Source organism: Phaeocystidibacter marisrubri, assembly GCF_008933165.1.
GTDB classification, from domain to species: Bacteria; Bacteroidota; Bacteroidia; order Flavobacteriales; family Schleiferiaceae; genus Phaeocystidibacter; species Phaeocystidibacter marisrubri.
The window spans coordinates 1597708-1624058 of sequence record NZ_WBVQ01000001.1 but is presented as its reverse complement, the minus strand read 5'-3'; the positions used below and the strand labels follow the sequence as shown (position 1 = coordinate 1624058).

Here is a 26351-nt window from a genome sequence, read left to right as displayed (position 1 = left end):
TGAGAGGGCGAATCTTGTTAAATTATTCACACAAATTCTTCGCCATGAGAAAAATTCTACTCTGGTGTAGTGCTGTATTCGCGTTGACCTTGTCGCACACAAGTAACGCGCAATGTTCAGTATCTACATTTCCTTATTTGGAAGATTTCGATGGGGCATCTTGGGGGGTATCTACCACCTTCGATCCGTGTTGGACGAGAGTTTCGGGCACACCAGCTTGGACGGTCGACAACAACACAACTCCATCATCCAGTACGGGCCCTTCTGCCGACCATACGGGCGGTAATTACCTGTTCTTGGAAGCGTCTTCAGGTACCGCCGGTAACTACGGTTACGTGGAGACTCCTTATTTTGACCTTTCTGGTCTAAGCAATCCAGTTATTTCCTTCTATTATCACCGCTATGGTCAGACCATGGGGGATATGATTATTCAGGCATCACTGGATTCAGGTGCAACTTGGTGTACGGTTTACCGATTAACGGGTCAAACACAAACGGCATCAACAGATCCTTGGTTGTTGGATTCTGCAAACTTGACTGCGGTTAAGTCTACATACACTAAACTTCGTTTTGGTGGTGAGAAAGGATCTAGCTTCTACGGAGACATGTCGATTGACTCTGTTGCGGTTTACAATTCAACATCTGCTGTGTGTAATATGCCAATCTGTTTGGCAAATTCAAATGTAGGTTCATCTACAGCGGATATTACTTGGACTTCAACCAACAGTGCATTTGACATTGAGTACGGTCCAGCTGGTTTTACACCAGGTATGGGACTCGGTACAACAACAACTGCAACTTCAACATCAATCACTTTGACAGGACTCTCACCTGCTACGTCTTATGATGTTTATGTTCGTTCAGATTGTAGTTCAAGTAGTTTGGGTACGTCTGATTGGGCGGGACCAACTTCTTTCGTAACGTCTTGTGTTACCGTTACTTCTTATCCTTATGATGAGAGCTTTGACAGTACTAACGTTTGGTCTCCTACTACAACGTACGACCCTTGTTGGAACATTACTGCGCCTAGTTCTTACCGCTGGCAAGTAAACAGTGGTTCTACGGGTTCTAGTAGTACCGGTCCATCTTCGGATGCTTCGGGTTCAGGTCAGTATCTCTACACAGAAGCATCTTCTTCTGGTGGTGATGCTATTATGGAAATGCCTCCATTTGATTTGACTTCCTTGACTTCTCCAGAGTTGAGCTTCAAGTACCACATGTACGGACAGACCATGTCTGACTTGTATATCGAAACATCAGTAGATACAGGTACTTCTTGGTATACGGTTGACAGTTTGATCGGACAACAACATTCTGCTAGTTCAGATCCATGGTTGGAGCGAATCATTGATGTGACATATGCTAAAACTGCATACACATTGGTTCGTATTCGCGCGGTGAGAAGTACAAACTTCTACGGTGATGCTTCTATTGACGACGTGAGCATGCACGAAGCTCCACCTTGTCCTAATCCACAATTCTTCCAGTACTTCAATTTAATGCCAACTACTGTTGATGTTACATTTGTAGGTGCTGGTAGCGTTTACAACGTAGAATGGGGTCTTTCTGGATTTACTCCAGGTACTGGAACCTTTGTTTCTTCGACCAATGACACGATTTCATTGAGCAACTTACCTGCGGGAACATGCTTGGATTTCTACATTCAGTCTGACTGTTCTGCTTCGGGTAACGGTACATCTGTATGGTCGGGTCCTTTCTCTTTCTGTACTCCATGTAACGCTGCTAGCTTACCTTATATCCAAGACTTCAACACATGGCCTTTGGTCTGTGAAAACCCAAGTGCAGGTACTGCTTCATGGCAGGTTTACGGTGCAGATTGGGCACGTGCTAACTACTGGAGTAACAACAACGCAGATTTCATCATGGAAATGCAACGCGTGGACGTTACTGCAGACGCGAGATTGTCTTTCGTTTGGTCGCACTACAGAACTTCTCCAACTTCTTATCCTGATGACGACTTGGCTGTACTTGCTCGTCCAGTTGATTCAACCAATTGGGATACCTTATGGTATGCAAGAGCTGGTGATGGTAACTTCGATTCACAAGACGGCGCACTAACAACTACGCCAGGTACAGGTATTCAAGAAATTGTTCTTCTTCCTTCCCACTATACTGGGCAAGTGGTTGAGTTTGTGATTAACGGACACTCTAGCTGGGGTCCAGATGCATTCGTGAACGACTTTGTAGTTGAAGAAGTTCCAGATTGTTTGGAGCCACTTGGATTTAACCTTGTTTGGGTTACAGATTCATCTGCAGCTATCACTTGGACGGCTGATACTTCAGCCACTACTTCTAACGTAGAATGGGGAATCGCTGGCTTTACTCCTGGTACAAGTACTATTTACACAGGTACAGGTGATTCCGTTTACCTAACAGGTCTTCCTCCAGCAACGCTTTTGGATGTATATGTGAGCGTAGATTGTGCTTCAAATTCTACGTCTGTAGTTTCTGGTCCATTCCAGTTCAGAACCAATTGTCCTGCTTACTTCTCTGCGCCGTATAGTGAGAACTTCTCGTTGTCTACATACGGGACGGCAGATGCGAGTTTGGCATTTGAGAATTGTTGGACAACCAATACAAACTCTAGTTACCGTTGGGAATCGGAAGATGCATCGGGTGCGAATGAGAATTCATCTAGCACAGGTCCATTCTACGACAACACCACTCCGACTACTTCAGGTGGTGGTTACATGTTTACTGAAGCTTCATTTACAGGTTCTCCTGCAGAATTGTACTCTCCACTCATTGAATTGTCATCATTGACAACTCCAACTCTAGAGTTTGCATACCATATGTATGGTCAGACCATGGGTACACTTCACGTAGATGTTTGGAACGGTAGCATGTGGGTAGACGACGTATGGATGCTTTCAGGTGAGCAACAAACTGCCGGTAGCGATCCATTCTTGTTGGCTGAAGTTCCACTAGCAGCATTTATTGGAGATACTATTCAGCTCCGTTTCCGCGGTGAAAGAGGTAGTAACTTCTACAGTGATATGAGTATTGACGACGTATCTATCAGTAACGGTCCGGCTTGTTCCGTAGTTTCTGGTGGTTTTGCAGAGAACATTACTTCATCTGCTGGTGACCTGAATTGGTCTGCATTCTCTACTTCTGATTACAACATCGAGTGGGGTCCATGTGGATTTACTCCAGGAACGGGTATTGGTACAGTGGTTACAAACGTAGCTCCAGGGTATACCCTTAGTGGTTTGAACCCGAATACATGTTATGAATTCTACGTTTCAAACAACTGTGATGCTTCTAGTACTCAATACGGTCCATTCAGCTTCACCACAGCTTGTTTGGCTCAGTTGAATGGTGTTTACACTGTTGGTGGTACACCTGGTCCTAACAACTTCGCTGATTTGGATACGGCTATGGCTGCACTCGTTTGTGGTATTAGTGGTCCGGTAACGTATCAGATTGTAGGTACTCAGGCATTGAATGGTACGTTGACCATTGGTGAGATTGACGGTGTGAGCAATACGAATACGTTCACCATCGACGGTCTTTCAACTGGTACACTTACGTCATTCGGTCTTACACCAATGATTAGTATCGAAGACGCCAAGCATGTTACAATCACTGGATTGAACATTGTGGATAGTGCTTCTAGTGCTGCGGGTATCCGCGTATTCGGTAACTCTGATAGTATCACCATTAGCAACAACAACTTGTTGGTTGCTCCAGGTTCTACTTCAAGTGCAAGTACGGTTATCGGTGTTACCAACTCATTGACTTCTATGTCGAGCACAGGTGGTGATGCAGATTATATCACAATTGTGGATAACACAGTGGTAGGTTCTTACTACGGTATCAACGTAATGGGTAACTCAACAACTGTTCACACTACAAATGCTGTGATTGAGAGAAACCACCTTTCTGGTCAGTACTACTACGGATTGCGCGTGTATTACTACGAGGATGTAGAGATCAACGATAACTACATCGCTCCTAGCACAAACACTTCTGGTGGTTATGGAGGTTACTTCTATTACCTGCATGATTACAACGTAGTAGGAAACTACATCGCAGGTCGTACTTATGGTATCTATGCTGCTGGTTTGAACCGTTACGACGCTACGGCGAACGGATATTGGGCCAACAACATGATCATCAGTGATGGTTCTACCACTCAAAGTGCATTGTACATCACTACTTCATGTCAGAATCTGGATTTCTACCATAACTCAATTCGCAGTAATGGTTACGGTATTAGAGATTTTTCCACTTCTAACTATGACTTCCGTAACAACATTGTTGTTGCAGGCAACTTGGCCATCGACTTCAGTACCGCTCCAACAGCGAATGACACGATGGATTACAACTTGTTCTACAATACCTCTGGTGGTAACTTGGCGGAATATCCTGCAGCTTGTGCTGATCTTGCAGCTTTGCAAGCAGCTCAGTCTGGATACAACACGAACTCTGTGAGTGCGGATCCAATCTTCGTTACAAATGATGACCTTCACTTGACAGGTTCTGCAGCGAATGACGTGGGTGACAACTCCGTTGGTGTAGCTGAAGATTACGACGGTGACGTTCGTCCAGCTTCTGGTTCTACAGTGGTAGATATGGGTGCTGACGAATACACTCCACTCTTGTGGGATGCTGAAATGATGGCTATCTATGAGCCAGGTTCAGGTGGTTGTGGTGACTCTAACGTTGTGGTTTCTGTGATTGTACGTAACCTTGGTTTGAATGACATCACTAGTTTGGATGTCTTTGCAGACGTTACTGGTACCACTACGGCTAACTTGAATACTACGTACACAACGACCATCCCAAGTGCGGGAATGGATACGATTGTTGTGGGTACCTTCAATATCTACAACGGTGGTAGTGTATCGGTTGATGCATACTTATCATTGACGAATGACGGTGACTTGACAAATGATACCGCTGCTTCAGTTTCTGCGAGCTATATCTCTTACGAGCCGCAAGCAGTTGCTAGCAACGACACAGTTTGTGAAGGTGACATGGCTAATCTATACGCAGTACCTCAACCAGGTGTGATTTATGGATGGTATGAAAACACAACCGACACTGTACCTGTATCAACAGGGGATACGTTGAGCGTAACAGCTGATCCAAATCAGACTACTTACTACCTCGGTTATGTAACAAGTGGAGTGGACTCTGTTGAGACTACATTCGCTGGTGGCAACAGTTGTGGTGGTGGTAACATGTTCGACTTGACTCCTAGCAAGCCTCTATTGGTTGAAGGATTCGTAGTGAACACCACATCTAGTGTAGGTACATCCATGACTGTAAACGTTTATTACGTGACTGGTGGTTATGCTGGTAATGAAACCAACGCAGGTGCATGGACCCTTCACGAAGCCGTTGCTACGGTTTCAGCGGGTACAGGTAACGGTACTCGTGTTGAGTTCCAGAATCCATTGGTGCTTTCTGCGGGAACTACCTACGGTATGTTCGTAAACTTCGCAGCGAGCTACACAAATGGTACACAAACCATTTCTAACAGTGACTTCACTATGGATCTAGGTTTGGGACTTTGTGGTGCGTTCTCTGGTACAAACCCTGGACGTATCTTCAACGGTAGAATGCTTTACCGTGCAGGTAACTCTTGTAGCCCAACTAAGATTCCAGTTAGCTTCACGATCAACCCAGCTCCAACTGCTGCAATTACGCACAACTGGGTAGGTGGTAACGGAACGGGTCTTGTAAGATTCGATGCAACTGGTTCTACTGACGCTACAGATTACACATGGGACTTCGGTGATGGTAATACTGCCACTGGTGATACAGTTCACAACATCTATGCAAACGGTACGTACTACGTAACGCTTATCGCTAGCAATGCTTGTGGATCGGATACCATCATGGATACAGTGATGATCGAAGGAATCGGGTTGAATGAACTTTCAGGAGTTCAGAGTGTATCTCTATTCCCGAACCCTGCATCTGCTAACGTAAGCTTGAGTATTGAAATGGCAGAAGGCCAAGACATGACATTGGAAGTTGTAAACCTTCAAGGTCAAGTTCTGTACACCCAATCACTCGGAAGAGTAGAGGGTGAGTACATTTGGTCATCTGACTTGAGTGCTCTACCAAGAGGTGCTTACTTCGTCCGCCTAACAGGTGAGACTGGAGTGAAAACACTTCCTTTGACGCTACAGTAAGTCGAATTAGACTTTAAGCATAAGCCCCGGCCATTTGGTCGGGGCTTTTTTGTTTCATGAAAAACCATTTCACTTGTAATTTCCTCGTTTATTATTCTATATTTGGTATTGTCCGTAAAAACGGATGTCGCGCAATTTTTTTTCATTTTCAACACAAATTCTTCGCTATGAGAAAATCATTACGATTGTGGGGAACGCTGTTGGCACTAGGTGTCTCGTATTTGGGATACAGTCAATGTGCCGTCAATACGTTCCCTTATTTAGAAGATTTTGATGGAGCATCGTGGGGGGTATCTACCACCTTTGATGCCTGTTGGCCACGATCGTCAAGTACTCCAACTTGGTTCGTAGACAACAACACCACTCCATCATCGAGTACAGGGCCTTCTGCCGACCATACTGGCGGTAACTACCTGTTCTTAGAGGCTTCTTCAGGTACAATTGGGAACTACGGTTATGTAGAAACTCCTTATTTCGACTTGTCAAGCCTATCAAATCCAGTGATCTCTTTCTATTACCACCGCTATGGTCAGACCATGGGGGATATGGTTATTGAAGCATCTCTGGATTCTGGTGCATCATGGTGTGTCATTTACCGACTTTCAGGTGAAACACAAACTGCAAGTACCGATCCTTGGTTGTTGGATTCAGCAAACTTGTCCGCTGTAATTTCGTCATCTACCAAACTGCGTTTTGGTGGTGAGAAAGGATCAAGTTTCTACGGAGACATGTCTATTGACTCTGTTGCTGTTTACAATTCCAGCTCCAGCGTTTGTACCATGCCGATTTGTTTGAACAATAGCAATATTGGTTCTTCAACGGCTGACATCAACTGGACTTCCACGAATTCAAGCTTTGAGTTGGAGTATGGTCCCGCTGGATTTACTCCAGGTATTGGAGCAGGCACTACGATCACTGCAACGGCTACAACTGCATCGCTCACTGGTTTAACACCAGCAACAGCGTATGATGTTTATGTTCGCTCAAATTGTAGCAGTGGCGGCTTGGGTTATTCCGATTGGGCTGGCCCAACTTCTTTCGTGACCACTTGTGTTACGGTTGCTACCTTCCCTTACGATGAAGACTTTGACGGAAGCACCTGGTCTCCGTCTACAACGTATGATCCGTGTTGGAATATTACGTCTCCTAGTTCTTTCCGTTGGCAAGTAAATTCAGGTCCTACAGGTTCTAGTAGTACAGGGCCAAATTCGGATGCATCTGGTTCAGGTAAGTACTTGTACACCGAGGCTTCTAACTCAGGTGGAGATGCACTGATGGAGATGCCTCCAATGGATTTGTCTTCATTGACTTCTCCAGAATTGACCTTTAAGTACCACATGTATGGTCAGACGATGACTAACTTATACATTGAAACTTCAGTAGATACTGGAGCTACTTGGTCAACGCTAGACAGCTTGATTGGTCAACAACAATCATCTTCTACAGAGCCATGGCTTGAGAAGATTGTTGATCTTACTCCAGGAAAGACTTCTTACACGCTTGTTCGCATTCGCGGTGTGAGAAGCACGAATTTCTATGGTGATGCTTCTGTGGATGAAGTAAGCGTACATGAGGCACCTCCGTGTCCAACTCCACAAAACTTCTCTTATGCTAACCTTACTCCAAACTCTGTAGATATCACATTTACTTCTGCAGGTTCCACTCAACAAGTGGAATGGGGTCCAACAGGTTATACACCGGGAACGGGTCAGATTGTATCTACTACGAATGACACCGTGAACGTAACTATGTTGCCTCCGGGAACATGCTTGGACTTCTATGTTCAGTCGGATTGTTCGGCTTCAGGTAACGGTGTTTCTGCTTGGTCAGGACCGTACACTATCTGTACGCCATGTTTCGCTGCAAGCTTGCCATATACTGAAACATTCGACAACTGGCCTCTTGACTGTGAAGATCCAAATGTGGGCCAAGTAGCTTGGCAAGTGTATGGTAACGATTGGGCACGTGCTTATTTCTGGGGTAACAACAACGTTGACTTCATTATGCAAATGCAGAATGTTGACGTGACCGCAGATGCAAGGTTGTCTTTCAAGTGGTCACACTCTGGATTGTATGCAACCTCTTACCCGAATGACGATCTAGCTATTCTTTCACGTCCAGCGGATTCAACAGCATGGGATACCTTGTTCTACGCTCGCGCAGGCGATGGTAACTTTGACTCTCAAGACGGTGCGGGTACAACCACACCGGGTACAGGGGTTCAAGAAATCATTCTTCTTCCTTCACATTATACAGGTCAGGAAGTTGAGTTTATCATTAATGGTCACTCAAGCTGGGGTCCAGATGCATTCGTGAATGACTTCGTAGTAGAAGAAGTTCCTGCTTGTTTGGAGCCTCTTGGATTCACGACCACAATGATCAACCCTGATTCCGTGGCGTTCTACTTCACAGCAGACACTTCTGGTTCTTCTTGGAACATTGAATGGGGTCCATGTGGATTTGCTCCAGGTACTGGTCCTACTGGTACTTTGAACAATGACACATCTGGTTTAGGTGGTCTTACTGCAGCAACCTGTTATGACCTCTACATTCAAACAGTGTGTGGTTCTACAGGTCAAAGCATTTGGGCTGGTCCATTCTCATTCTACACTGCTTGTGATACATTACCATTGCCTTGGAACGAAGGTTTCGAATTGATGCCTAGCGTAGGTGCTGGTATTGTACCTCAATGTTGGGATTATTCAACCACAAGTACATTCTACTTGGGAACAGCTTCTGGAACATCAGGACAGAACCCTGGTCCAAATAGCGGAACTAAGTATTTGTACCACAGATATAGTTTCAACAACGAATGGTGGTCATTTACTCCAGAGTTCAATCTATCTGCAGGTCAGTCGTACGAGTTTAGCTTCTGGTATCAAACTGAGGGAGCTACGTCAATTGATCAAATGACAATTGCATACGGTGCGGGTCAAGACCCTAGCCAAATGACTTATTCTGTGGCATCACAAACGGGTGTGTCTGCAACGGGTTATACTCAATTTGTTGGAACCTTCATCCCACCAGTTTCGGGCGTTTACCACATCGGTATCATGACCATGACGACTGGTTTCTCTGGAGGTATCAACATGGACGATTTCCAATTGCGTCTAGATCCATCTCCATGTCCGAATGTTTCTTCATTGACAGCTAATATCATTAGTGAGAATGAAGTTGACCTTCTATGGGGAGCTACATCTAGCCATCTAACATTTGATGTAGAGTGGGGACCTCAAGGATTTACTCCTGCCACAGGTGCAGGTCGTATGGTTACTGGTCTTACTTCACCTACCTTGAATATCGATACACTTAGTGAGAACACTTGTTACGATTACTACGTAACCGGTTACTGTGCGAGTGGTGCAACCATTCAAATGGGACCTTTCACTTGGTGTACTCCATGTAGTGCGGCTCCAATGACGTACACAGAAGACTTCAACGCATGGCCACTTAACTGTGTGGACCCAGATGCAGGTGATGTAGCTTGGGCAAACGACAACGGTTGGGCTGAGGCGTACTTCTGGGGTAACAACAATGCACAATTCGTCATGAATATGCGCAACGTTGATATTTCAGTAGATGCACGCGTGAAGTTCAAATGGTCACACTCTGGCCAATATGTAGCTAGTTATCCTGATGATGACTTGGCGGTATTGGCTCGCGTATTGGGTACTACCACTTGGGATACCTTGTTCTACGCTCGTGCTGGTGATGGTAACTTCGCTTCGAACGACGGTGCAGGTACAACTACTCCAGGTACAGGTGTGAACGAAATCCTTGCACTTGACGCTGCTACCTATACAGGTAACACTGCTGAGTTTGCTATCATTGGTAATTCAGACTGGGGTCCAAGTGCGTTTGTGGACGACTTCATTGTTGAACCACTTCCATCTTGTCCGGAGCCTTATTCTGTAGATTATCTACAAGCTTCTGCAACATCTAATTCTGGTGTGATTTACTTCAGTCCAGGTGGAGCAAGCAACTTCAACATTGCTTACGGTCCTGCGTCTACTACACTAGTTCCTCCTGCAACTTGGATGAATGCAACAAACGATACTGTAACGTTGACCGGTTTGACCGACAACACTACGTATAATGTTTGGGTACGCGATAGCTGTGGAGTGGGTGACGTGAGTTTCTGGACAGGTCCAGTTCAATTCACTACACTATGTCTTCCTTACACCATGCCTTATTTCGAGGACTATAGTTCTTGGCCTCCTGCATGTATGGATATTGACAACGGTGATTACCCGTGGATCAGTTATCCAGGGTGGGCTGAAGCTGATTTCTGGTCAAGAAATGATGTAGATTATGAAATGACAACTCCACTTGTAGTACTTACAGATAGTGCTGAGTTGAGCTTCAAATGGTCGCACTCTAACCAATATGCTACATCTTATCCATACGACTCTATGCAAGTTCGCGTAAGAGCTGTTGGTGGTCCTTGGACCGTTGTATGGAGTAGAGCAGGTCAGGCGTTCGGTTCTGCCGACGGTGCGGGAACAACCGTTCCAGGTTCTGGTGCAACGGAATACATCGGTTTGGATTTCCAAGCAGGTGATACCATTCAAGTTGGATTCTTCGCGCACTCTGACTTTGGTCCGGATGTGTTCGTTGACGATGTTCAGATTTACAAGAAGCCAGCATGTGCTAGTCCTTCAAGCCTAGGTGCATTTAATGAAACTTCTACAAGTGCAGATGTATTCTGGACAGAAGGTACTTCTGGTGCCACTACTTGGTATGTTGAATACGGTGCTCCTGGATTTATGCCAGGTCAGGGTACTTCAATGATGGCCACAAATGATACTGTGACGATTTCTGGTTTGGCAAGTGCTTCTGCATTCTGCTACTATGTCACTGAAATTTGTCCTAGTGGTATGGATTCTTCTTCAACAGTGGGTCCGTTCTGCTTCGGTACGCTTTGTCCTTCTGGATTTAGTGCTCCATACTTCACGGATTTGGAAGTTCTTTCGCCAGGTCAGATTTCAACAGGTTCTTTGGAAAACTGTTGGAACTTCTACAACAGCGGTTCTACTATGCCACGTTGGGAAACGGAAGATGCTTCTGGTGCAAATGAGAACTCATTGAGTACAGGTCCATTCTATGACCATACTTTGAATGGTAGCACAGGTGGTATGTATGTGTACCTAGAATGTAGTGGTGGCTCATTGGGAGACACAGCTGTATTCCAAGGTCCATGGGTTGATGCAAGTGCTTTGAACGTTCCAGAACTAAGTTTCTGGTACCACATGTACGGTCAAACTATGGGTAACCTTTATGTTGAAGCTCGCGATGCAGCCGGTATGACTTGGATGCGCGTAGATTCAATTATCGGTCAACAACAATCTGCTGGCTCTGACCCTTGGTTGGAAAAAACAGTATTGTTGAATACGTTCAGCTCAGATACTATTCAAGTACGCTTTATTGGTGAAAGAGGTAGTAACTACTATAGTGACATGTCACTAGATGATATCTCAATCCGCGAAGCACCTACTTGTCCTCAAATCAATGCGATCAACTTTACCGCTGTGAGCACTACTGGTTCTACTGCGAACTGGACTCCAACGGTAACAGGTCAGACGTATGAAATTGAGTACGGTTCAGGTGGATTTGCCATGGGATCAGGTACTTCGGTAGCTGCAACAGGTAGCTCGTATACCTTCAGTGGCTTGCCTACTAACTTGCAACAAGAGATGTACATCCGCCCAATTTGTGGTGCGAACGATACCGGTATGTGGACAGGTCCATTCAAGATTGAATTGACTCCAATTCCATGTGACGACTTCGAGGCGTACAACACTGGTTTGGTTGATGAACAGTCTGTTCTTTGGAGCGGTTGGAACAACACCAAAGCACAAGATGGCGAGGTAGTTAGCTTCCTAGGTTCTCAAGCCATGCACATTCACGAAACAGGTACAAACAGTACTAGCGACGTGGTGGGTGTATTCGATACAATTAATTCAGGTGCTGCTGTGGTTTCCTTCGACTTTGCCTTGGCAACAGGTGCAGGTGGTTACTACAACATCCTTCATAACTACACTGGTCCGACTAACGTTTGGGCGATTGAAGTTTACATGGATGCAAACGGTACGGCAACAGTTAATGGTGGCACCAATAGTTCTGCTGTAATTGGTACATACCAATTCAACACAACAGGTTGGAACACGATCGAGCATCACATTGATCTTGATAACGATACCGCATGGATTGTTGTAAACGGTTCGGTAACGAACGTAGGATGGCAGTTCTCTTTGGGTAGTGTGAACTTCGGTGACCAATTTAACGCGGTGAATTTCTACGCTGCTGCGAATACTGGTCAAACTCCGAACTACTACATTGATAACTTCTGTGTATGTCCGTCACCAGCTGGATTTAATTCAACGAACGTGACTTGTACTACGGTTGAATTGGATTGGAGCTCTTCTGAGCCTACTTCTATCCTTGAGTACGGTCCTGCAGGATTCACCATGGGTTCTGGTACGATCATGAATGTAGCGGCTCCTTACACTGTTTCTGGCCTAATGGCGAATACAGCGTATGAGTTCTACGTGGGTAACGAGTGTAACGGCGATACAACGTTTGTTGGTCCGGTTGCAGTTACTACCGCAAATGGTCCACTACCATCGCTTAACGCGGCGTATACCATCGACTCGGTGACTGCTTCTGCTGGTTATGTATCACTGGTTTCCGGTGCTGCTAACGCGGATAGTGTTTATTGGGATTTGGATGATGCAATGACAGCGTCTACAACCGATGTGAATGCGATTTATACTTCCGGTGGTGTGAAGATGGTCATCGTGACCGCTTACAATGACTGTGGAAGTGTAACAGACACGGTAACATTCGACGTCAACATCTCCATTGTGGAAAGTGAACTTAGCCGTACGCTAAATATCTTCCCTAACCCTACAGGTGGTGTAGTAACACTCGACTTCAACTTGGATAACAACAGTGAAGTGAGTGTATCTATCATCAACGTTCAAGGTCAGGAAGTGATTAGTGAACAGCTTGGTAGAATCAACTCTTACAACGGTCAATTCGACTTGAGCAAGCTTCCTAAGGGAGTTTACATTGTCAGAATTCAGTCCGGCTCACATATTGTGAATAGAAGAGTGACTCTGCAATAAGACTTAGAGAATTCATTCTCTTTGAGAGGAAGCCCCGGTGGAAACACCGGGGCTTTTTATTTGAAAACTTGTTCCTGTGGTTTCGGATACTCTCGTGAAATGTCTCAATTTTGCAGCGTGCATGTAGGTGATCACATATTCTTTGTAGATGGTTCCGGCGGTGGAATGATCGTGGAGCTCGACAAAGGCCTTGCTTTGGTGGCAGCGGATGATGGAAGAGAGCTTTGGATCGAAGTTCATCAATTGGAGAAGTACGAAGGAACTGACTCTACATTCTCCTCCATCCAACCAGAGACTTCGTCTCATAGTGATTCAGCTGAATGGGGGGTAGGTGCTGTTGTGAGCTACTTGAATGAGCCCGGCGGAGGGAAAGTAATTGATGAAGGCGATAGAGGATACCTCGTTTTAGATTCAGATGGATTTGAACGTTGGTTTCGAAAGACGGAGCTCGTGCTCGTTTCATCCGCCATTACCGCAGCACTGCAAGAGTCGGAGACTATTAATAAAGATAGCTCTACGAAAGTCTTCAAGCCACGAAAGAAAGAAACCAATATTCTTGAAGTAGATTTGCACATCCATGAACTCTTGGAATTCGATTCCCATTTGTCGGATCATGAGAAATTGGAGCATCAACTTCGAGTAGCTAGGCATCAAGTTGAGAAAGCAAGAAAGGGGCACTACAAGAAAGTCATTCTGATTCACGGCGTTGGCAAAGGGGTTTTGAGAACTAAAATTCAAGAAATGCTGGAAGGAATGGAACGAATTGAATATTACGATGCCTCATTGAGAGAGTATGGAACAGGAGCCACCGAAGTGGTCTTTAGATAGTATGTTATACATCGTTCTTTGAAGATTTTCCGCGGACCACATCGCCAGCTTCGGTTGGAGGAAAGTCCGGACAACACAGAGCGCCACGCTTCCTAACGGGAAGGTTCCGTTATGCGGAAACAGCAAGTGCAGCAGAGAGTAGACCGCCTCGACCCTCGTGTTGGGGTAAGGGTGAAAGGGTGAGGTAAGAGCTCACCAGTACGGATGGCGACATGCGTAGCTAGGTAAACCTCGTGGGTTGAAATGTCATGTATACCGACAGTCCCGCAATGGCGGGATAAGGGCTGCTCGCCTAATGTCGGGGGGTAGGCAGATTGAGGGTGCGGGTGACCGTACTTCTAGATAAATGATGTGGATTGCTTCGGCAATAACAGAATCCGGCTTATGAGCGGAATACTTCAATACGATGTAAATCAAAAGCGACTTCGGTCGCTTTTTTTGTTTTCTACTCTAAATGGAAGGCCTTCAGACTTATCTTTGCCGTATGGGTATGCGCTCAAAAATCGGAGAGTACAAAGCTGTGTACAAGCGTGCAGGCTGGAAGGGATTGGCCAAAGAACTCGGTCCTAAAGCGGCCATTCTTCTCTTCTTATTTTTCTTGATCAAAGGCCTGGTTTGGCTTGCCGTTCTGTTTGGTGGTTACGAAGCCCTTTCCTGATCTCTACTTCTTGTAAATCTCGCACAAACAAGGTCGTGTTTGCTAAATTTTAGGCGAGGTAACGATCTATTCTTATCTTGATAGTATGAAGAAACCAACTGTAAAGAAGCCAAAGCGCGCTCGTAAGGCAAAACGTAGTGTAAAGACAGGAACAGCGCCTGGCTCACTCATCTACGTTGGTGAACAAAAGGTTGAACGAGTTAAGGCTCAATTGATCCGATATAATGAGGATGATTTTGAGGAAGATAGAGATTTGTCGTTCGATAAGCCCGTGGCTAACATGCTCCGAGATTCACATGTTCAGTGGATCAACCTTCACGGTATTCACGATGTAGATCTCATTCAGCGAATAGGTGCAAACTTCGATATCGATAAACTGATTCTCGAGGATTTGTTGGACACGACCCAACGCCCAAAAGTAGAAGAGTTTCCCAATTGCTTGTTCTTCACCTTGAAGAGTATTGTGGATATCGAAGGAACCGATTTTCAGATAGAACAGATCAGCTTTATCCTCACCGAGAACAGCGTGATTTCACTTCAAGAGAAGCCAGCGGATATCTTTGAGAATATCCGAGAGCGATTGCGCAATAAAGCGGGACTCGTTCGATTGAGAACCGCAGATTACCTTCTGTTCTTGTTATTGGACGCTGTAATCGATCAGTATTTTGTGATACTTGACGAATACGATTCACTATTAGAAGAGCTTCAAGAAGAGATTGTTACCCGTCCGCAAGACGATACCTTAGTTCGCACGGAGAAGCTCAAGCGATCATTGGTGTTGCTGAGAAAATCAGTGAACCCCTTAAAGGATACCGTGAGTTTGATGAATCATGGAAATATGCGCTTCTTAAACGATGACTTCTTGAAATACTACAGCGATCTCAAGGACTCAGCACTGGAAGTGATTGAATCTGTGGATGCCTATCGCCAAATGGTTGAAGCACTTGAAAATCTTTACCTCTCACAGCTATCACAGAAAAACAACGATACGATGCAGGTATTGACGGTGATTGCTACCATTTTCATCCCTCTCACCTTTGTGGCTGGAATTTATGGGATGAACTTTGAGTACATGCCAGAACTTCAGTGGAAGTATAGTTATCCCGTCTTTTGGGGCATCATGATTATCGTGACGGCGATTATGATTCGCTACTTTCGTCGGAAGGGCTGGTTTTAGATTTCGTTCTCTTAATCTTGATGTTCAGATAGGCGAACGCGATGCTCATCATTGGACTGAGCCAGTTGAAAATGGCGTAAATGAAGTAATCGCCTGTGGCAACTCCCAATGCACTACTCTGATACGCTCCGCAGGTATTCCAAGGAACGAGAGCGCTGGTAACGGTTCCACTGTCTTCTAATGAACGAGATAAGTTTTCAGGAGCTAGACCTCGCTCTTTGTAGATGTCTTTGTACATCTTTCCCGGAATCACGATGGCTAAGTACTGATCGGAGGCGGTTAGGTTGAGAAAGAAGCCTGTTCCGATGGTTGACGTAATAAGTCCTGCGGCAGATTCTGTAAGGGAGACGATGGCTTGTGAAATTCTGCGCAAGAAGCCCGCTGATTGCATGGCTCCACCAAAGAACATCGCTGAGATGATGAGCCAGATGGTTGTCATCATTCCCGACATACCAGAAGAATTCAACAAATCCCCAAGTACAGGATGATCTCCTCCCAATTGGGCACCCTCGGTGAGTCCTCTAAACACACCCAAATATCCAGAATAGCCATCTAGCGAGGTGACACCCGCAATTTCGGCTACAATATGAGGTTGAAAGATGAGGGCAAATACACCACCCGCAAGAGCTCCAACTAGGATGGAAATAACTGCATCTACCTTTGCTATAATCAACCCCAAAGTGACCAACGGCACCAGCATCAACCATGGTGTGATGTTGAATCGAGCGAGGATATCTTCAGAAATATTCAATGAACTTGTTCCAGTCACGTTGGTATCTCCAAAAAGACCAATCAGAGTGAAGACTATGATGGTAATGATAATACTCGGCACCGTGGTTATGGTCATATAGCGGATGTGGGTCACCAAATCTGTTCCAGCCATGGCAGGAGCGAGGTTGGTGGTGTCACTTAAGGGCGACATCTTATCGCCAAAGTACGCACCGCTAATTACTGCACCTGCTGTGATGGGAGGCGAAAACCCCAAAGCAGAGCCAATGCCCATGAAAGCGAGTCCAATGGTGGCGGTGGTATTCCAACTACTCCCCGTAGCTACCGAAATAATGGCAGAAATAATGATGGCTGCCGGCAAAAAGTAGTTCGGGTTCATGATTTGAATTCCGTAGTGCACGAATGCTGGAATCACACCACTAATCAGCCAACCACCTGCCAATGCACCAATCATCAACAAGATGAGAATGGCCTTGGTGGTGTCCATGATGCTCTTGGATACAGCTTCAAATACATCCTCCCAACTCTTTCCAAAGCGAATGGCCATTCCACCCGCAACCAAGCCGGCAATGATAAGGATCATCTGGTTACTTCCAGAAAGAGGGTCAGCACCAACTTCTTTGAACTCTTCTTTCGAAAAGATAAACACGTTTAACGCAAGGGCAATAATCAGAAAAATGACCGGGGTAAGGGCCATTCCGAGGGAGGGACGTCTGTTGGCGACCATTAGTATCTTGGATTTGAGGGCAAGATACTAAATGAAGCTAAGCGAGCTCAGGCCAATTTTGAATTGCTTCAAACACTTCCGTAGTGGGCAATCCAACTACATTGTAATACGATCCACTCAACTCTGCAATTCCAACCATCCCAATCCATTCTTGGATTCCATAGGCTCCAGCTTTGTCAAAAGGCTGATAGGTATCTACGTAATGTGAGATCATTTCCTCACTCAATTCCACAAAAGCAACTTCCGTTGTAACGTGAAAAGTGTGAAGCAATTCGCGATTGCACAGACATATACCACTGATGACCTGATGTGAAGTTCCCGAAAGTGAACGAAGCATTTCTACTGCACTTTCTCGGTTGGCAGGCTTCCCATATCTTCGGTTTTTCTTCCACACTTCGGTGTCTGCGGTGATCAATAACTCATCATCTACTAAAGTTTCACGAAGTGCTTGGGCTTTGCTTCGCGCTACCCATTCAACCGTTTCTTCCGCGGATAGATGATTTGGTGCCGATTCATCTGCATCACTCACTCTCACTTCAAAGTCATATCCCAAGTCAGCCAAGAGTTGCTTTCTTCTCGGAGAACCCGATCCTAAAATGATTTTTTGGAAGCGTTTCATAGTTATAGGGTGTAGATGAGTACAATGGGAGAGAGCAGGCCTAGAAGCATATGGATCTTAAGCCATGTAGAAATTTTGTGGTACTGGGTTGCTTTTTCAGCGAGCACAAGTGCAACGGCAATGATGACTAACGGTAGAATTAGAACGATGCTGGTCCAAATGAGGACTTCGTAGTGGTCGGGGTAGAAGAGGGATGAAACCCATAAAAGCGCAGTGATATCTAGCGTTATCAGGAAGAGAAGGACGGATTTTACCGTGCGACAATTAAACGTGATAGCGAATGTCTTGTATCCAGAAGCGGTATCTCCTTTTACATCTTCCAAATCTTTTACGATTTCCCGGATTAAGGTGGATAGGAATGCGAATGCGCTCAACACCAAGAGTGTGTTCCAGCAGGTATTGAAGATAGGTGATCTGCTACTTTCTACAGGAAGAAGGTCGAACAACGCAACGATGAGCACATTGGTGCTAGCTAGGAAGGCGATGATAATGTTTCCAATTAGAATACGTCCTTTTAGCTCCATGGAATAAAGCCAAAGCAGCACCAAATTGAAAGGGTAGATGATGACATACTCCAATTGGTCATTGAGGTAAGCAACTGCACAAAAAAAGACGAAACCTATCGTGCTCAATATTCCGAACAGCCAAAAGGCCGCATTTTCAGTGATGGTAACGCCTACACTTCGCTTTTCGGGCTTATTGATCTCATCGGTTTCCTGATCAAATACGTCGTTGATGATATTTCCAGCACAGCCAATGCAGAATAGAGAGACAAATAAAAGAAGGAGTTCAACCGTAGAAAGGCCAGATTCACCCATCAGTGGTTGTACAAAGGCATAGTGCAACACGATGGGAATTCCTCCGATGAAGAGAACATTCGCAAATCGCACCAGCTTGAACCATTCCTTTACCATGTATGGTCGCCTTCTAACATCCAGTTGTTTTGCACTTTAAGGGTCTGTTCAATGATGTCACGTACACAACCTTTTCCTCCATTCTTGGGGGAAACATAATCACAAATGGCTTTCACTTCTTGAGCGCCATCGGCAGGAGTACAAGCCACACCAGCCATTTGGAGGGCTTCATAATCTGGAATGTCATCGCCCATGTAAAGCACATCTTCAGGCTGCAAATCGTACATCAAAAAGAGTTCTTCCATGGCTTCTTTCTTGTCGGAAGAACCCATCCAGATGTCTTTCACACCAAAAGACTCCATTCGTTCTTTTACGGTAACGCTCTTACCTCCCGTTATAATGGCGATTCGATACCCCTTGCGCAATGCCAATTGTAGAGCGTATCCATCTTTGCTGTGAAACGTACGGTAGGGCTCCTGACCAGGGATGAGGAGAACGGTACCGTCTGTGAGTACACCGTCTACATCAAACACAAATGTATTGACGTGGTTGAGCTTCTCTTTATAGTTCTGTTTCATGTCTATTTTGAATGTGCTCCGAGAGCAGGCGGTAGATTTCATTTTCCGATGGACTCAATATACTTTGATGTGCCATCATGGTGATGCGGTCTTTGCGAACGGCTGGCCCTGTTTGAGATTCGCTGGCCTGACCTGATTTCGCGACTTCAGCCGTTTTATCGATCAGTGGATGTAGCAAATCAAAGGGCACGTTGTACTTCGCGCAAATGTCGGTGGCAATTGCGTTGATGTGATTGGTGAAGTTGTTGACGAACACTGCGGAGGCGTGGAGGGCTAGCCGTTTTACACTCGACATTTCGCGGATATCCGAACTCAATAGAGTGGCTAATTTTTTTAGGAGGGTAAGTCCGTCTTCCGTGTCTGATTCCAACAAAAAAGGCACTTGGCTAAAATCTGTATCCTTTCCTTTGGACATGGTTTGGAGGGGATAAAACACCCCTACCTTTTCAGATCCATTGTACAACACGTCCATGGGAGTAGGCCCACTGGTGTGTACGAGTAGGGTGTCCACGAGATCAAAACTAGCCGCCGTTGGAGCAATAGCGCCATCTGAGATAGCGAGTATGAGTACGTCTAATCCTGAAGTTTCCACCTCGGATTCGGGAATGAAGTCAACACCTAATTCGTTAGCAAGTGCACTACCTTTTTCAGGATCACGGGCACTTACCGACAATTGGATTTCGGATTTAGATTTCAACGCCTGTCCCAATGTCCATGCGGCGTTTCCATTTCCGTATATCCCAACTTTCATCATGTAGAGAATTTAGCTCTTCTTTTTGAGACGTTGGTAAACTGCCATGAAGGAGCCAATCCCCATCAAGATACAACCGATCCAAAGAATATTGATGTATGGGAATACGATGGCCTGAACGATGATGACATCTTCTTGCGCTTCGCGGTGTTCCCATGCCTTGATGATAATCTTTTGTTGATTGGCATCTGCTGAGGCAAACTGGAACTTCAAACCCACTTCTTCTATAATGGCATCCTCAAAAGATTCGCCCTCTGTGGTGATGTGATAAATCGGAATAGCGTGATAAATGCTGTCTTGCATTGTGCGAATGCTCAAAGCTGCACCCACTGTGGCGCCAGAGAACTGTCCATCGGCTGCTTGAATATCGTACACAATCACCGAGTCGAGTGTCAACTGATGCTTGTTGAAGATAAAATGTGGATCTGAAACTTCAAGTTGAGCTTCAATTTCATTCTGCCAGGGGTTGAAACGAGTGGCAGAATCTCGGAGATCCGCGTAAGTGACGTGCGTGTAGATGTCTCTATTCCAGTAGTGTTGGGTAGAAGGTTCTGGAACATTCCCCATTCTTTCATTGATTTGGAAGAAAGGTTGAACACTGAATGAGACATTTTCGTCACCTGGCTCCCAGATGTTTAGATCAAAATAGATGTTTCTGCCATCGGTGGAACGATTGGTCCACTGCATTTTATAACCTCGGGTTTCGGCTGTGTCGTTAAGCACCAAGAGTTTGTTCTTGTTGGCTGGAAGGTCATCTGCCAAAAACGATTGGTTCTGCGTAATCACTTCCTGCTGTCCTTGAGAAATAAGTGTACCCAAGAGAATCATTCCAAAGCCTACGTGCGCTACAGAAGGTCCAGAAATGCCTTTCCACTTTCTACCTACGCGGAACCAGAAATCCAAGTTGGCTATTACGGCCCATGTAGAAGTGAAGAGCATCACAATGTAGAGTGGATGTTTCATTCCGAGCGTCAATACCATCACAACGGTTAGCACCAAAGTGATGAAAATGGAAGCACTGATGCTTTTCCAGAACTGCTTTGCCGTGCTACGCTTGTACGTCAGGAATTGTCCGAAGGCTACTAGAAGCCCCGTAACAATGGCAAATGGAAGTTGGTAGCGGTTGTAGTGCTGAACTGGGTCGTTTGGATTGGCGAGTTTTTCCGTGAAAAGCGGAATCCATCCATCAGGCCCAAAGAGGCTGTTCCAAACTGGAATTGAAGTAGAGAAGGTAATTTGAAGTGAGGAAAGTAGGAGAACCATGGCTCCAATGAACATCCAAAACTCTCGAGAAGACAGCTCGTCTTCTTTCCCCATCTTTTTAAACTGCTTGAATCTCCAGAAATAGAGTGCAAACGATCCAATAACGAAACCGAGCAACACCAATAGAAGTTGAGCGTGAAGACCCAAATCCACAAAACTGTGAACAGAGCTATCTCCCAAGATTCCACTTCGAGTAAGGAAGGTAGAATAGAGAATCAACAAGAAGCTCAATATGGTGAGAAGGTAGGCAGAAGGGAGTGATCCTCCTCGGTTTTTTTGAATCAACAACAAGTGAGCGGCGCCCACCATCATCAACCAAGGAACCAAGGATGCATTTTCCACGGGATCCCAAGCCCAGAATCCACCGAAGCTCAATGCTTCGTAAGCCCATGCTCCACCCATTAAAATTCCGATTCCCAGAATTCCAACGCTGAAGAAGGCCCAAGGCAAGGCGGGTTTCACCCAATCTTTGTGGTTGCCGGTGAGCAAGCCTCCAATGGCATAGGCAAATGGAATCAAGGTAGAAGCAAATCCCAAGAAGAGGGTAGGCGGGTGAATGGTCATCCAATAGTTCTGGAGGAGGGGATTCAATCCGCGACCGTTCTTGAATTCGTCGATCAGCAATAAGTAATTCGCGTTTTTAGTCCATGGAAGTCCGATGTACTCTGGCAATTCGCGAATGAGCAAGAATGGACTCAAACCGATTTTGGTATCGCCAATGTAAATGCCGAGCAGCATGGATGCCAAGAAAGCCTGAATTACCACAATGACGCTCATCGTAGACGACTCCCATTTCTTCGCGGTGAACATCACGATGATTCCGAGCACGGCATGCCAGAACATCCACAGAAGGAAACTACCTTCTTGTCCTTCCCAGAAACTGGAGAACATGTATCGGGTAGGGAGTTCGTTGGAAGTGTGGTTCCAAACGTAGCTGTATTCGTAATAGTGATTCAGCATCATGTAGAAAAGCGTTCCTACAATGCCGAATACCGATATGGCATGCATGAGGTAAGAAGCACGGCCTAGTTTTCGCCATTCCAAACGATCTTCTCTTTGCCAGAATTTACCATAGGCGAACAAGGCAAGGATAGAGGTTGCAAAACTCAGAATGACAAAAAAGCGACCGAGGTCGCCTACAAACAAATGTTCTCCAATATATTCCACGGGTAAGAAATGTGGGATTAATCTTCAGAGCTGTAAGAGTCTGTTGCTCCGCTCATCCGGTTTTGTTCATTGTACTTTGAAGGACATTTCATCAACACTTCTGAGGCAATAAATGCAGTGTCGGTGGCAAAACCCTTCATGGTGATCTTTTCACTCTTTTCGAAGTCGGTGGGTTTTGGACTGTTGTAGTAAACCACACGCTGACTACCAGAATCGTCTACCGCGGTAAAACGAAGCATGGTGGTGTTTGGATTGAATGTGATATCGTGCTCGAGATTTAACTCTCCAACTACGGTGTACGTCTCTCCAATGTTTTGATCGGCGCGATCAAACGTAACGTACGTGCTCGCATCCTGAAAGGTGGAAATGATACCGCCAATTAAAACGGCAACTACCACAAGTAGGATGATGTGTGAAGTCTTCATGCTTTTATCTCTTTCTCAATTCGATTCATCTTTTTTTCCAATCGAACCATGTTAACAATCAAACCCACGAAAATGATTAGCAAAACGCCAACAACCACGTAAATTTTACCGTTGCTGCGCATAACGTCCGCCATTTCAATGGATTCACCAGATTCCTGTGCAAATGTGAGGGGAGAGAATAAGGTGAGGATAAGGGTGTTAATCCAATATTTCATCCGTAATTTCCTTTTGATTGATGATAGCTTCGCGAGCGGTCTTAATTCTGAAAGTGAGTTGGGCAAACCAAACTCCAATAAGGTTCCATCCAATGACAGCGGGGTAGAATACCACACGCATTCTCGAATCGAGGTCGTATTGATTGAAACCTGCATTGCCTCCGTTGCCTGGGTGTAGAGAGTCGGTGAGTCGAGGTAGAACCCCGATAAAGACAATCATCAGCACAAAAGCGAATACGTTGTAAACTGCACTGAGTCGGCCGCGTTGGTCTTCATTATTCATAGAGCCTCTCAAGATGAAGTAGGCTGTATAAATCAAAAGGGTAATGGCCGTTCCGTTCAGTTTTGGATCATTGGTCCAAAAAGTTCCCCAAGTGAATTTTGCCCAAAGACTACCCGTAACTAAGCCCATCAAGGCGAAGAACATTCCCGTTTCGGCAAAAATGCTTGCTCTTTTATCGAAGCGCGGATTTTGAGACTTCAAGAAACGAATGGAGAAGATCAGGGAAACGAGCATCATGGGAACCATGACGAACCACATACTTACGTGAAAATACAGGTTACGGATACTCTCGTTTAGAACGTCCAAACGCGGGACTTCATTCAAGAAACCTGCGTAGATACTATAAGCGACAAGCAGTACTCCAACTGCCTTCCACCAATGTTTTTTAACAGACAAAATGTGGATGTTTTTAAGCTGCCCAAATGTACGGAAAAATGAGCATCGGCAATGAAATTGTCCATGAACTCAAACACGATGTTCACGATAGTGTGTCCCTTTCGTTCAACTTGATTACGTACTTCTAGTACCTGTCGATTGACAGTAGGCAATTTGACTGTAAGTAAGAACGAGAGCTAACGCAGTGGGAATCCACTATCAACAGTAAAAATTGTTTGCTGAACTCACAGTCGTGGGCGGTTGCGGAGGGAGGTCTTTTGGGGCTTCCCTCTTTTTTATTCCCTCCAGATTTGAGGATAAAGGATGAAGGAGAGGATTCCTGTAAGCGACGAAAACAATAAGAGGAAGATGAGATAGGTGTTTTCTCCCCAATTCATTCCCAAGCTTGCCACATGACTGGCTCTTACCAAAAGTATAGTGAGGGGAAGCATGAGCGGGATACTCAATACGGCAATGAGCACAGTGTTGTTATTCGTTTTTGCAGAAATGGCGGAGAGTAGCGTTAGTGTGGTAGAGAAACCTACCGTTCCTATGATCACCACTACCAACATCTGGAGATTGTCAATAATGGGATTGCCGAGTAAGAAGGTGAACAATCCGTATGTGAACACTCCAATGATCACGAGCAAGATGGAATTGTAGATCATCTTCGCCAGAATCATCGAGCTAGGGCGAACGAGTTGGGCGTAGTACCAAAACCGATTTTGACTCTCTGCACTGAAACTACGAGTGGCAGAAGAAAGGGCTGAAAAGATGGTAATGATCCAATACAGAGCAACCCATGAAAGTCGATTGAGACTGGTTTCTCTAAAGATGAAATAAGAGAGATAAGTGGTACTGACCGCATAGAGAAGTGTGGCGAAAATCGCATACCGCTGACGAAAATCGAGCTTGAGATCTTTGGCAATAAGATATCGGATTTCTCTCCACATGCTGCGAAGATACGTGCTATCGCATCAAAAGCGTAGTATGAATTCATCGAAAGTGACACTTCTGCACGCTAACTTGCGTATTAGATGAACATGAATTTCCATCTTTCCATGAAACCTATTTATCGCGTTCTACTATTCCTGCTCGTTGCTTCTACATTAGCGATGGGGCAAGTTCGCGGAGTACATCTGGAACTCAAGGCCGTACTACCTCCCAACACAGATTTAATCAATTATAGAGTTGAGGTGATTGATAGCTCATTCACGAATCAGAGAGTGGTGCACGAGCTTTTCACCGATTTTGCGGGAGAAGTTGACTCCGTTCTTTCAGGAGCATACGATTCTGGTCAGATGATTATTCGCGTGTGGGGGTGCAACCAACAACTCGCATTTAACAAATCTGCAGCGTACGACACTATCAATGGAATCACATCAATGACGGATACAGCATATGTATCATGTGTGGATAGTTGTGAAGGGACCGTTACAGATCAGTTGACCAACAATACACTCACCTTGAGTTATGTCAATCATCCCAATTGGACAGGGCAAAACATGCGTTACTCCTTTTCAGATGGAACGACACAGAGCGGGGCCAATATTTCCAAAACATTTTCAATACCAGGGAAATACTATTGGGCTGCAGTGCATTTGGGGTGTGTAGTGCGTCAGGATACGGTCACAATTTCACCTGCCGACAGTTGTGAGGCCAAGTTTATAGTAGATACCGTCAATAGTTTTGGAGGGAACTTGGTGATTTGGAACATATCCGACTCCACCAGCTTTGGAGCCGATTCTCATACCTATTTCTGGAATTTTGGAGATGGAAATGCTGCTCAAGGTCCTTTCCCAACCCACGTTTATAGTCAGCCTGGAGCTTACAAGGTGAGTGTTCTGATGGAAGAGTACGATTCTCAAAACACACTAATTTGTTCTAGTTATCATGTGGAAACCGTAGGTATGGATGCCAATGGCGACTTGATCTACAAAACGGGGTACACCTTGAATGTGATGGATCCGTATACCATCGGCATAGAAGAAAGCGAACCCCATGAGTTTATCGTGTATCCTCAACCAGCGAATGATGTGATTAACATTGAATCAGAAGCCGTCATCCATGGGTTTTCGCTGTTTGATCTCTCAGGTCGAGAAGTGCATTCTCAAGCTACCTTTTCGAATAAAATCACAATAAATACAAATGATTGTCCCTCTGGGATGTATGTATTGCGTATTTCAAGTAGCAATCGAGTTCAGCATCTGAAAATCAGAGTTGAATAAACAAGGGTTAACTGCGCCGTGTAAGGGCATGGCGCAGTTTTTCAATGAGCTAAACCAAAATGAAAGGGCAGACCTTCGTTGATTTATTAGGTCTGTTTTCTGGAGTAGATATGTTGAACATAAAGACAGCGGGAAGAACGGTCGTTGAAAAATGCATTATTCGCTAAGAACTGCTCT

General features: G+C 45.2%; 16 protein-coding genes and 1 other RNA gene. 7 read left to right on the top strand and 10 right to left on the bottom strand.

Translation table 11 applies throughout. From position 1 onward, the window contains the following. The first annotated feature begins 44 nt into the window (after positions 1-44). The 6 genes from F8C82_RS07225 to corA all read left to right on the top strand — a co-directional run bounded on the left by F8C82_RS07225 (position 45) and on the right by corA (position 15960). Positions 45-6170 (top strand): PKD domain-containing protein, encoded by a 6126-nt coding sequence (locus F8C82_RS07225; protein WP_151692873.1) that lies wholly within the window; start codon positions 45-47, stop codon positions 6168-6170. Between the two features lie 167 nt (positions 6171-6337). Further along, positions 6338-13297 (top strand): T9SS type A sorting domain-containing protein, encoded by a 6960-nt coding sequence (locus tag F8C82_RS07220; protein ID WP_170266184.1) that lies wholly within the window; start codon positions 6338-6340, stop codon positions 13295-13297. A 99-nt stretch (positions 13298-13396) separates the two neighbouring features. Then, on the top strand, positions 13397-14125 hold the full coding sequence (locus tag F8C82_RS07215) for a Smr/MutS family protein (RefSeq protein ID WP_151692871.1): 729 nt from the start codon (positions 13397-13399) through the stop codon (positions 14123-14125). 24 nt (positions 14126-14149) lie between these two features. Further along, positions 14150-14526: RNase P RNA component class A (rnpB, locus tag F8C82_RS07210), an RNA gene on the top strand. 89 nt (positions 14527-14615) lie between these two features. Further along, the gene (locus F8C82_RS14725; protein ID WP_170266092.1) at positions 14616-14783 is read left to right on the top strand and encodes a hypothetical protein; all 168 of its coding nucleotides are present in this window, start codon (positions 14616-14618) and stop codon (positions 14781-14783) included. A gap of 85 nt (positions 14784-14868) precedes the next feature. After that, a complete protein-coding gene (corA, locus tag F8C82_RS07205) occupies positions 14869-15960 on the top strand; it encodes a magnesium/cobalt transporter CorA (protein WP_151692870.1) in 1092 nt (363 codons plus the stop codon). Here corA and nhaC read toward each other — a convergent pair. From nhaC to F8C82_RS07155, 10 genes are all read right to left on the bottom strand, one after another. Further along, a complete protein-coding gene (gene nhaC, locus F8C82_RS07200) occupies positions 15923-17416 on the bottom strand; it encodes a Na+/H+ antiporter NhaC (protein ID WP_151692869.1) in 1494 nt (497 codons plus the stop codon). The genes corA and nhaC overlap by 38 nt on opposite strands. A 37-nt stretch (positions 17417-17453) precedes the next feature. Then, on the bottom strand, positions 17454-18035 hold the full coding sequence (locus F8C82_RS07195) for a Maf family nucleotide pyrophosphatase (RefSeq protein ID WP_151692868.1): 582 nt from the start codon (positions 18033-18035) through the stop codon (positions 17454-17456). Positions 18036-18037: 2 nt separating this feature from the next. Beyond that, positions 18038-18949: a geranylgeranylglycerol-phosphate geranylgeranyltransferase gene (locus tag F8C82_RS07190; RefSeq protein ID WP_151692867.1), complete on the bottom strand. Its 912-nt coding sequence runs from the start codon at positions 18947-18949 to the stop codon at positions 18038-18040. After that, on the bottom strand, positions 18943-19467 hold the full coding sequence (locus F8C82_RS07185) for a KdsC family phosphatase (RefSeq protein WP_151692866.1): 525 nt from the start codon (positions 19465-19467) through the stop codon (positions 18943-18945). The genes F8C82_RS07190 and F8C82_RS07185 overlap by 7 nt, the downstream gene beginning before the upstream one ends. Continuing rightward, complete coding sequence (locus F8C82_RS07180) at positions 19451-20221, bottom strand: Rossmann-like and DUF2520 domain-containing protein (protein ID WP_151692865.1); 771 nt, start codon at positions 20219-20221, stop codon at positions 19451-19453. Before F8C82_RS07180 ends, F8C82_RS07185 begins: the two co-directional genes overlap by 17 nt. 9 nt (positions 20222-20230) lie before the next feature. After that, complete coding sequence (gene ccsA, locus F8C82_RS07175; protein ID WP_151692864.1) at positions 20231-22648, bottom strand: cytochrome c biogenesis protein CcsA; 2418 nt, start codon at positions 22646-22648, stop codon at positions 20231-20233. Between the two features lie 17 nt (positions 22649-22665). Next, entirely contained in the window at positions 22666-23073 is a 408-nt protein-coding gene (locus F8C82_RS07170; protein ID WP_151692863.1) for a cytochrome c maturation protein CcmE domain-containing protein, read from the bottom strand. Further along, the gene (locus F8C82_RS07165; protein WP_151692862.1) at positions 23070-23288 is read right to left on the bottom strand and encodes a CcmD family protein; all 219 of its coding nucleotides are present in this window, start codon (positions 23286-23288) and stop codon (positions 23070-23072) included. Before F8C82_RS07165 ends, F8C82_RS07170 begins: the two co-directional genes overlap by 4 nt. Continuing rightward, positions 23272-23967, bottom strand: coding sequence for a cytochrome c biogenesis protein (locus F8C82_RS07160; RefSeq protein ID WP_151692861.1), 696 nt, complete (start codon positions 23965-23967; stop codon positions 23272-23274). Before F8C82_RS07160 ends, F8C82_RS07165 begins: the two co-directional genes overlap by 17 nt. A 275-nt stretch (positions 23968-24242) precedes the next feature. Beyond that, positions 24243-24899 carry a heme exporter protein CcmB gene (locus F8C82_RS07155; RefSeq protein ID WP_151692860.1) on the bottom strand — a complete coding sequence of 219 codons (657 nt, stop codon included), beginning with the start codon at positions 24897-24899 and terminating at the stop codon, positions 24243-24245. Positions 24900-25007: 108 nt separating this feature from the next. Here F8C82_RS07155 and F8C82_RS07150 point away from each other — a divergent pair, with 108 nt between their 5' ends. Next, positions 25008-26174: a PKD domain-containing protein gene (locus tag F8C82_RS07150; protein ID WP_170266183.1), complete on the top strand. Its 1167-nt coding sequence runs from the start codon at positions 25008-25010 to the stop codon at positions 26172-26174. Positions 26175-26351 lie beyond the last annotated feature (177 nt).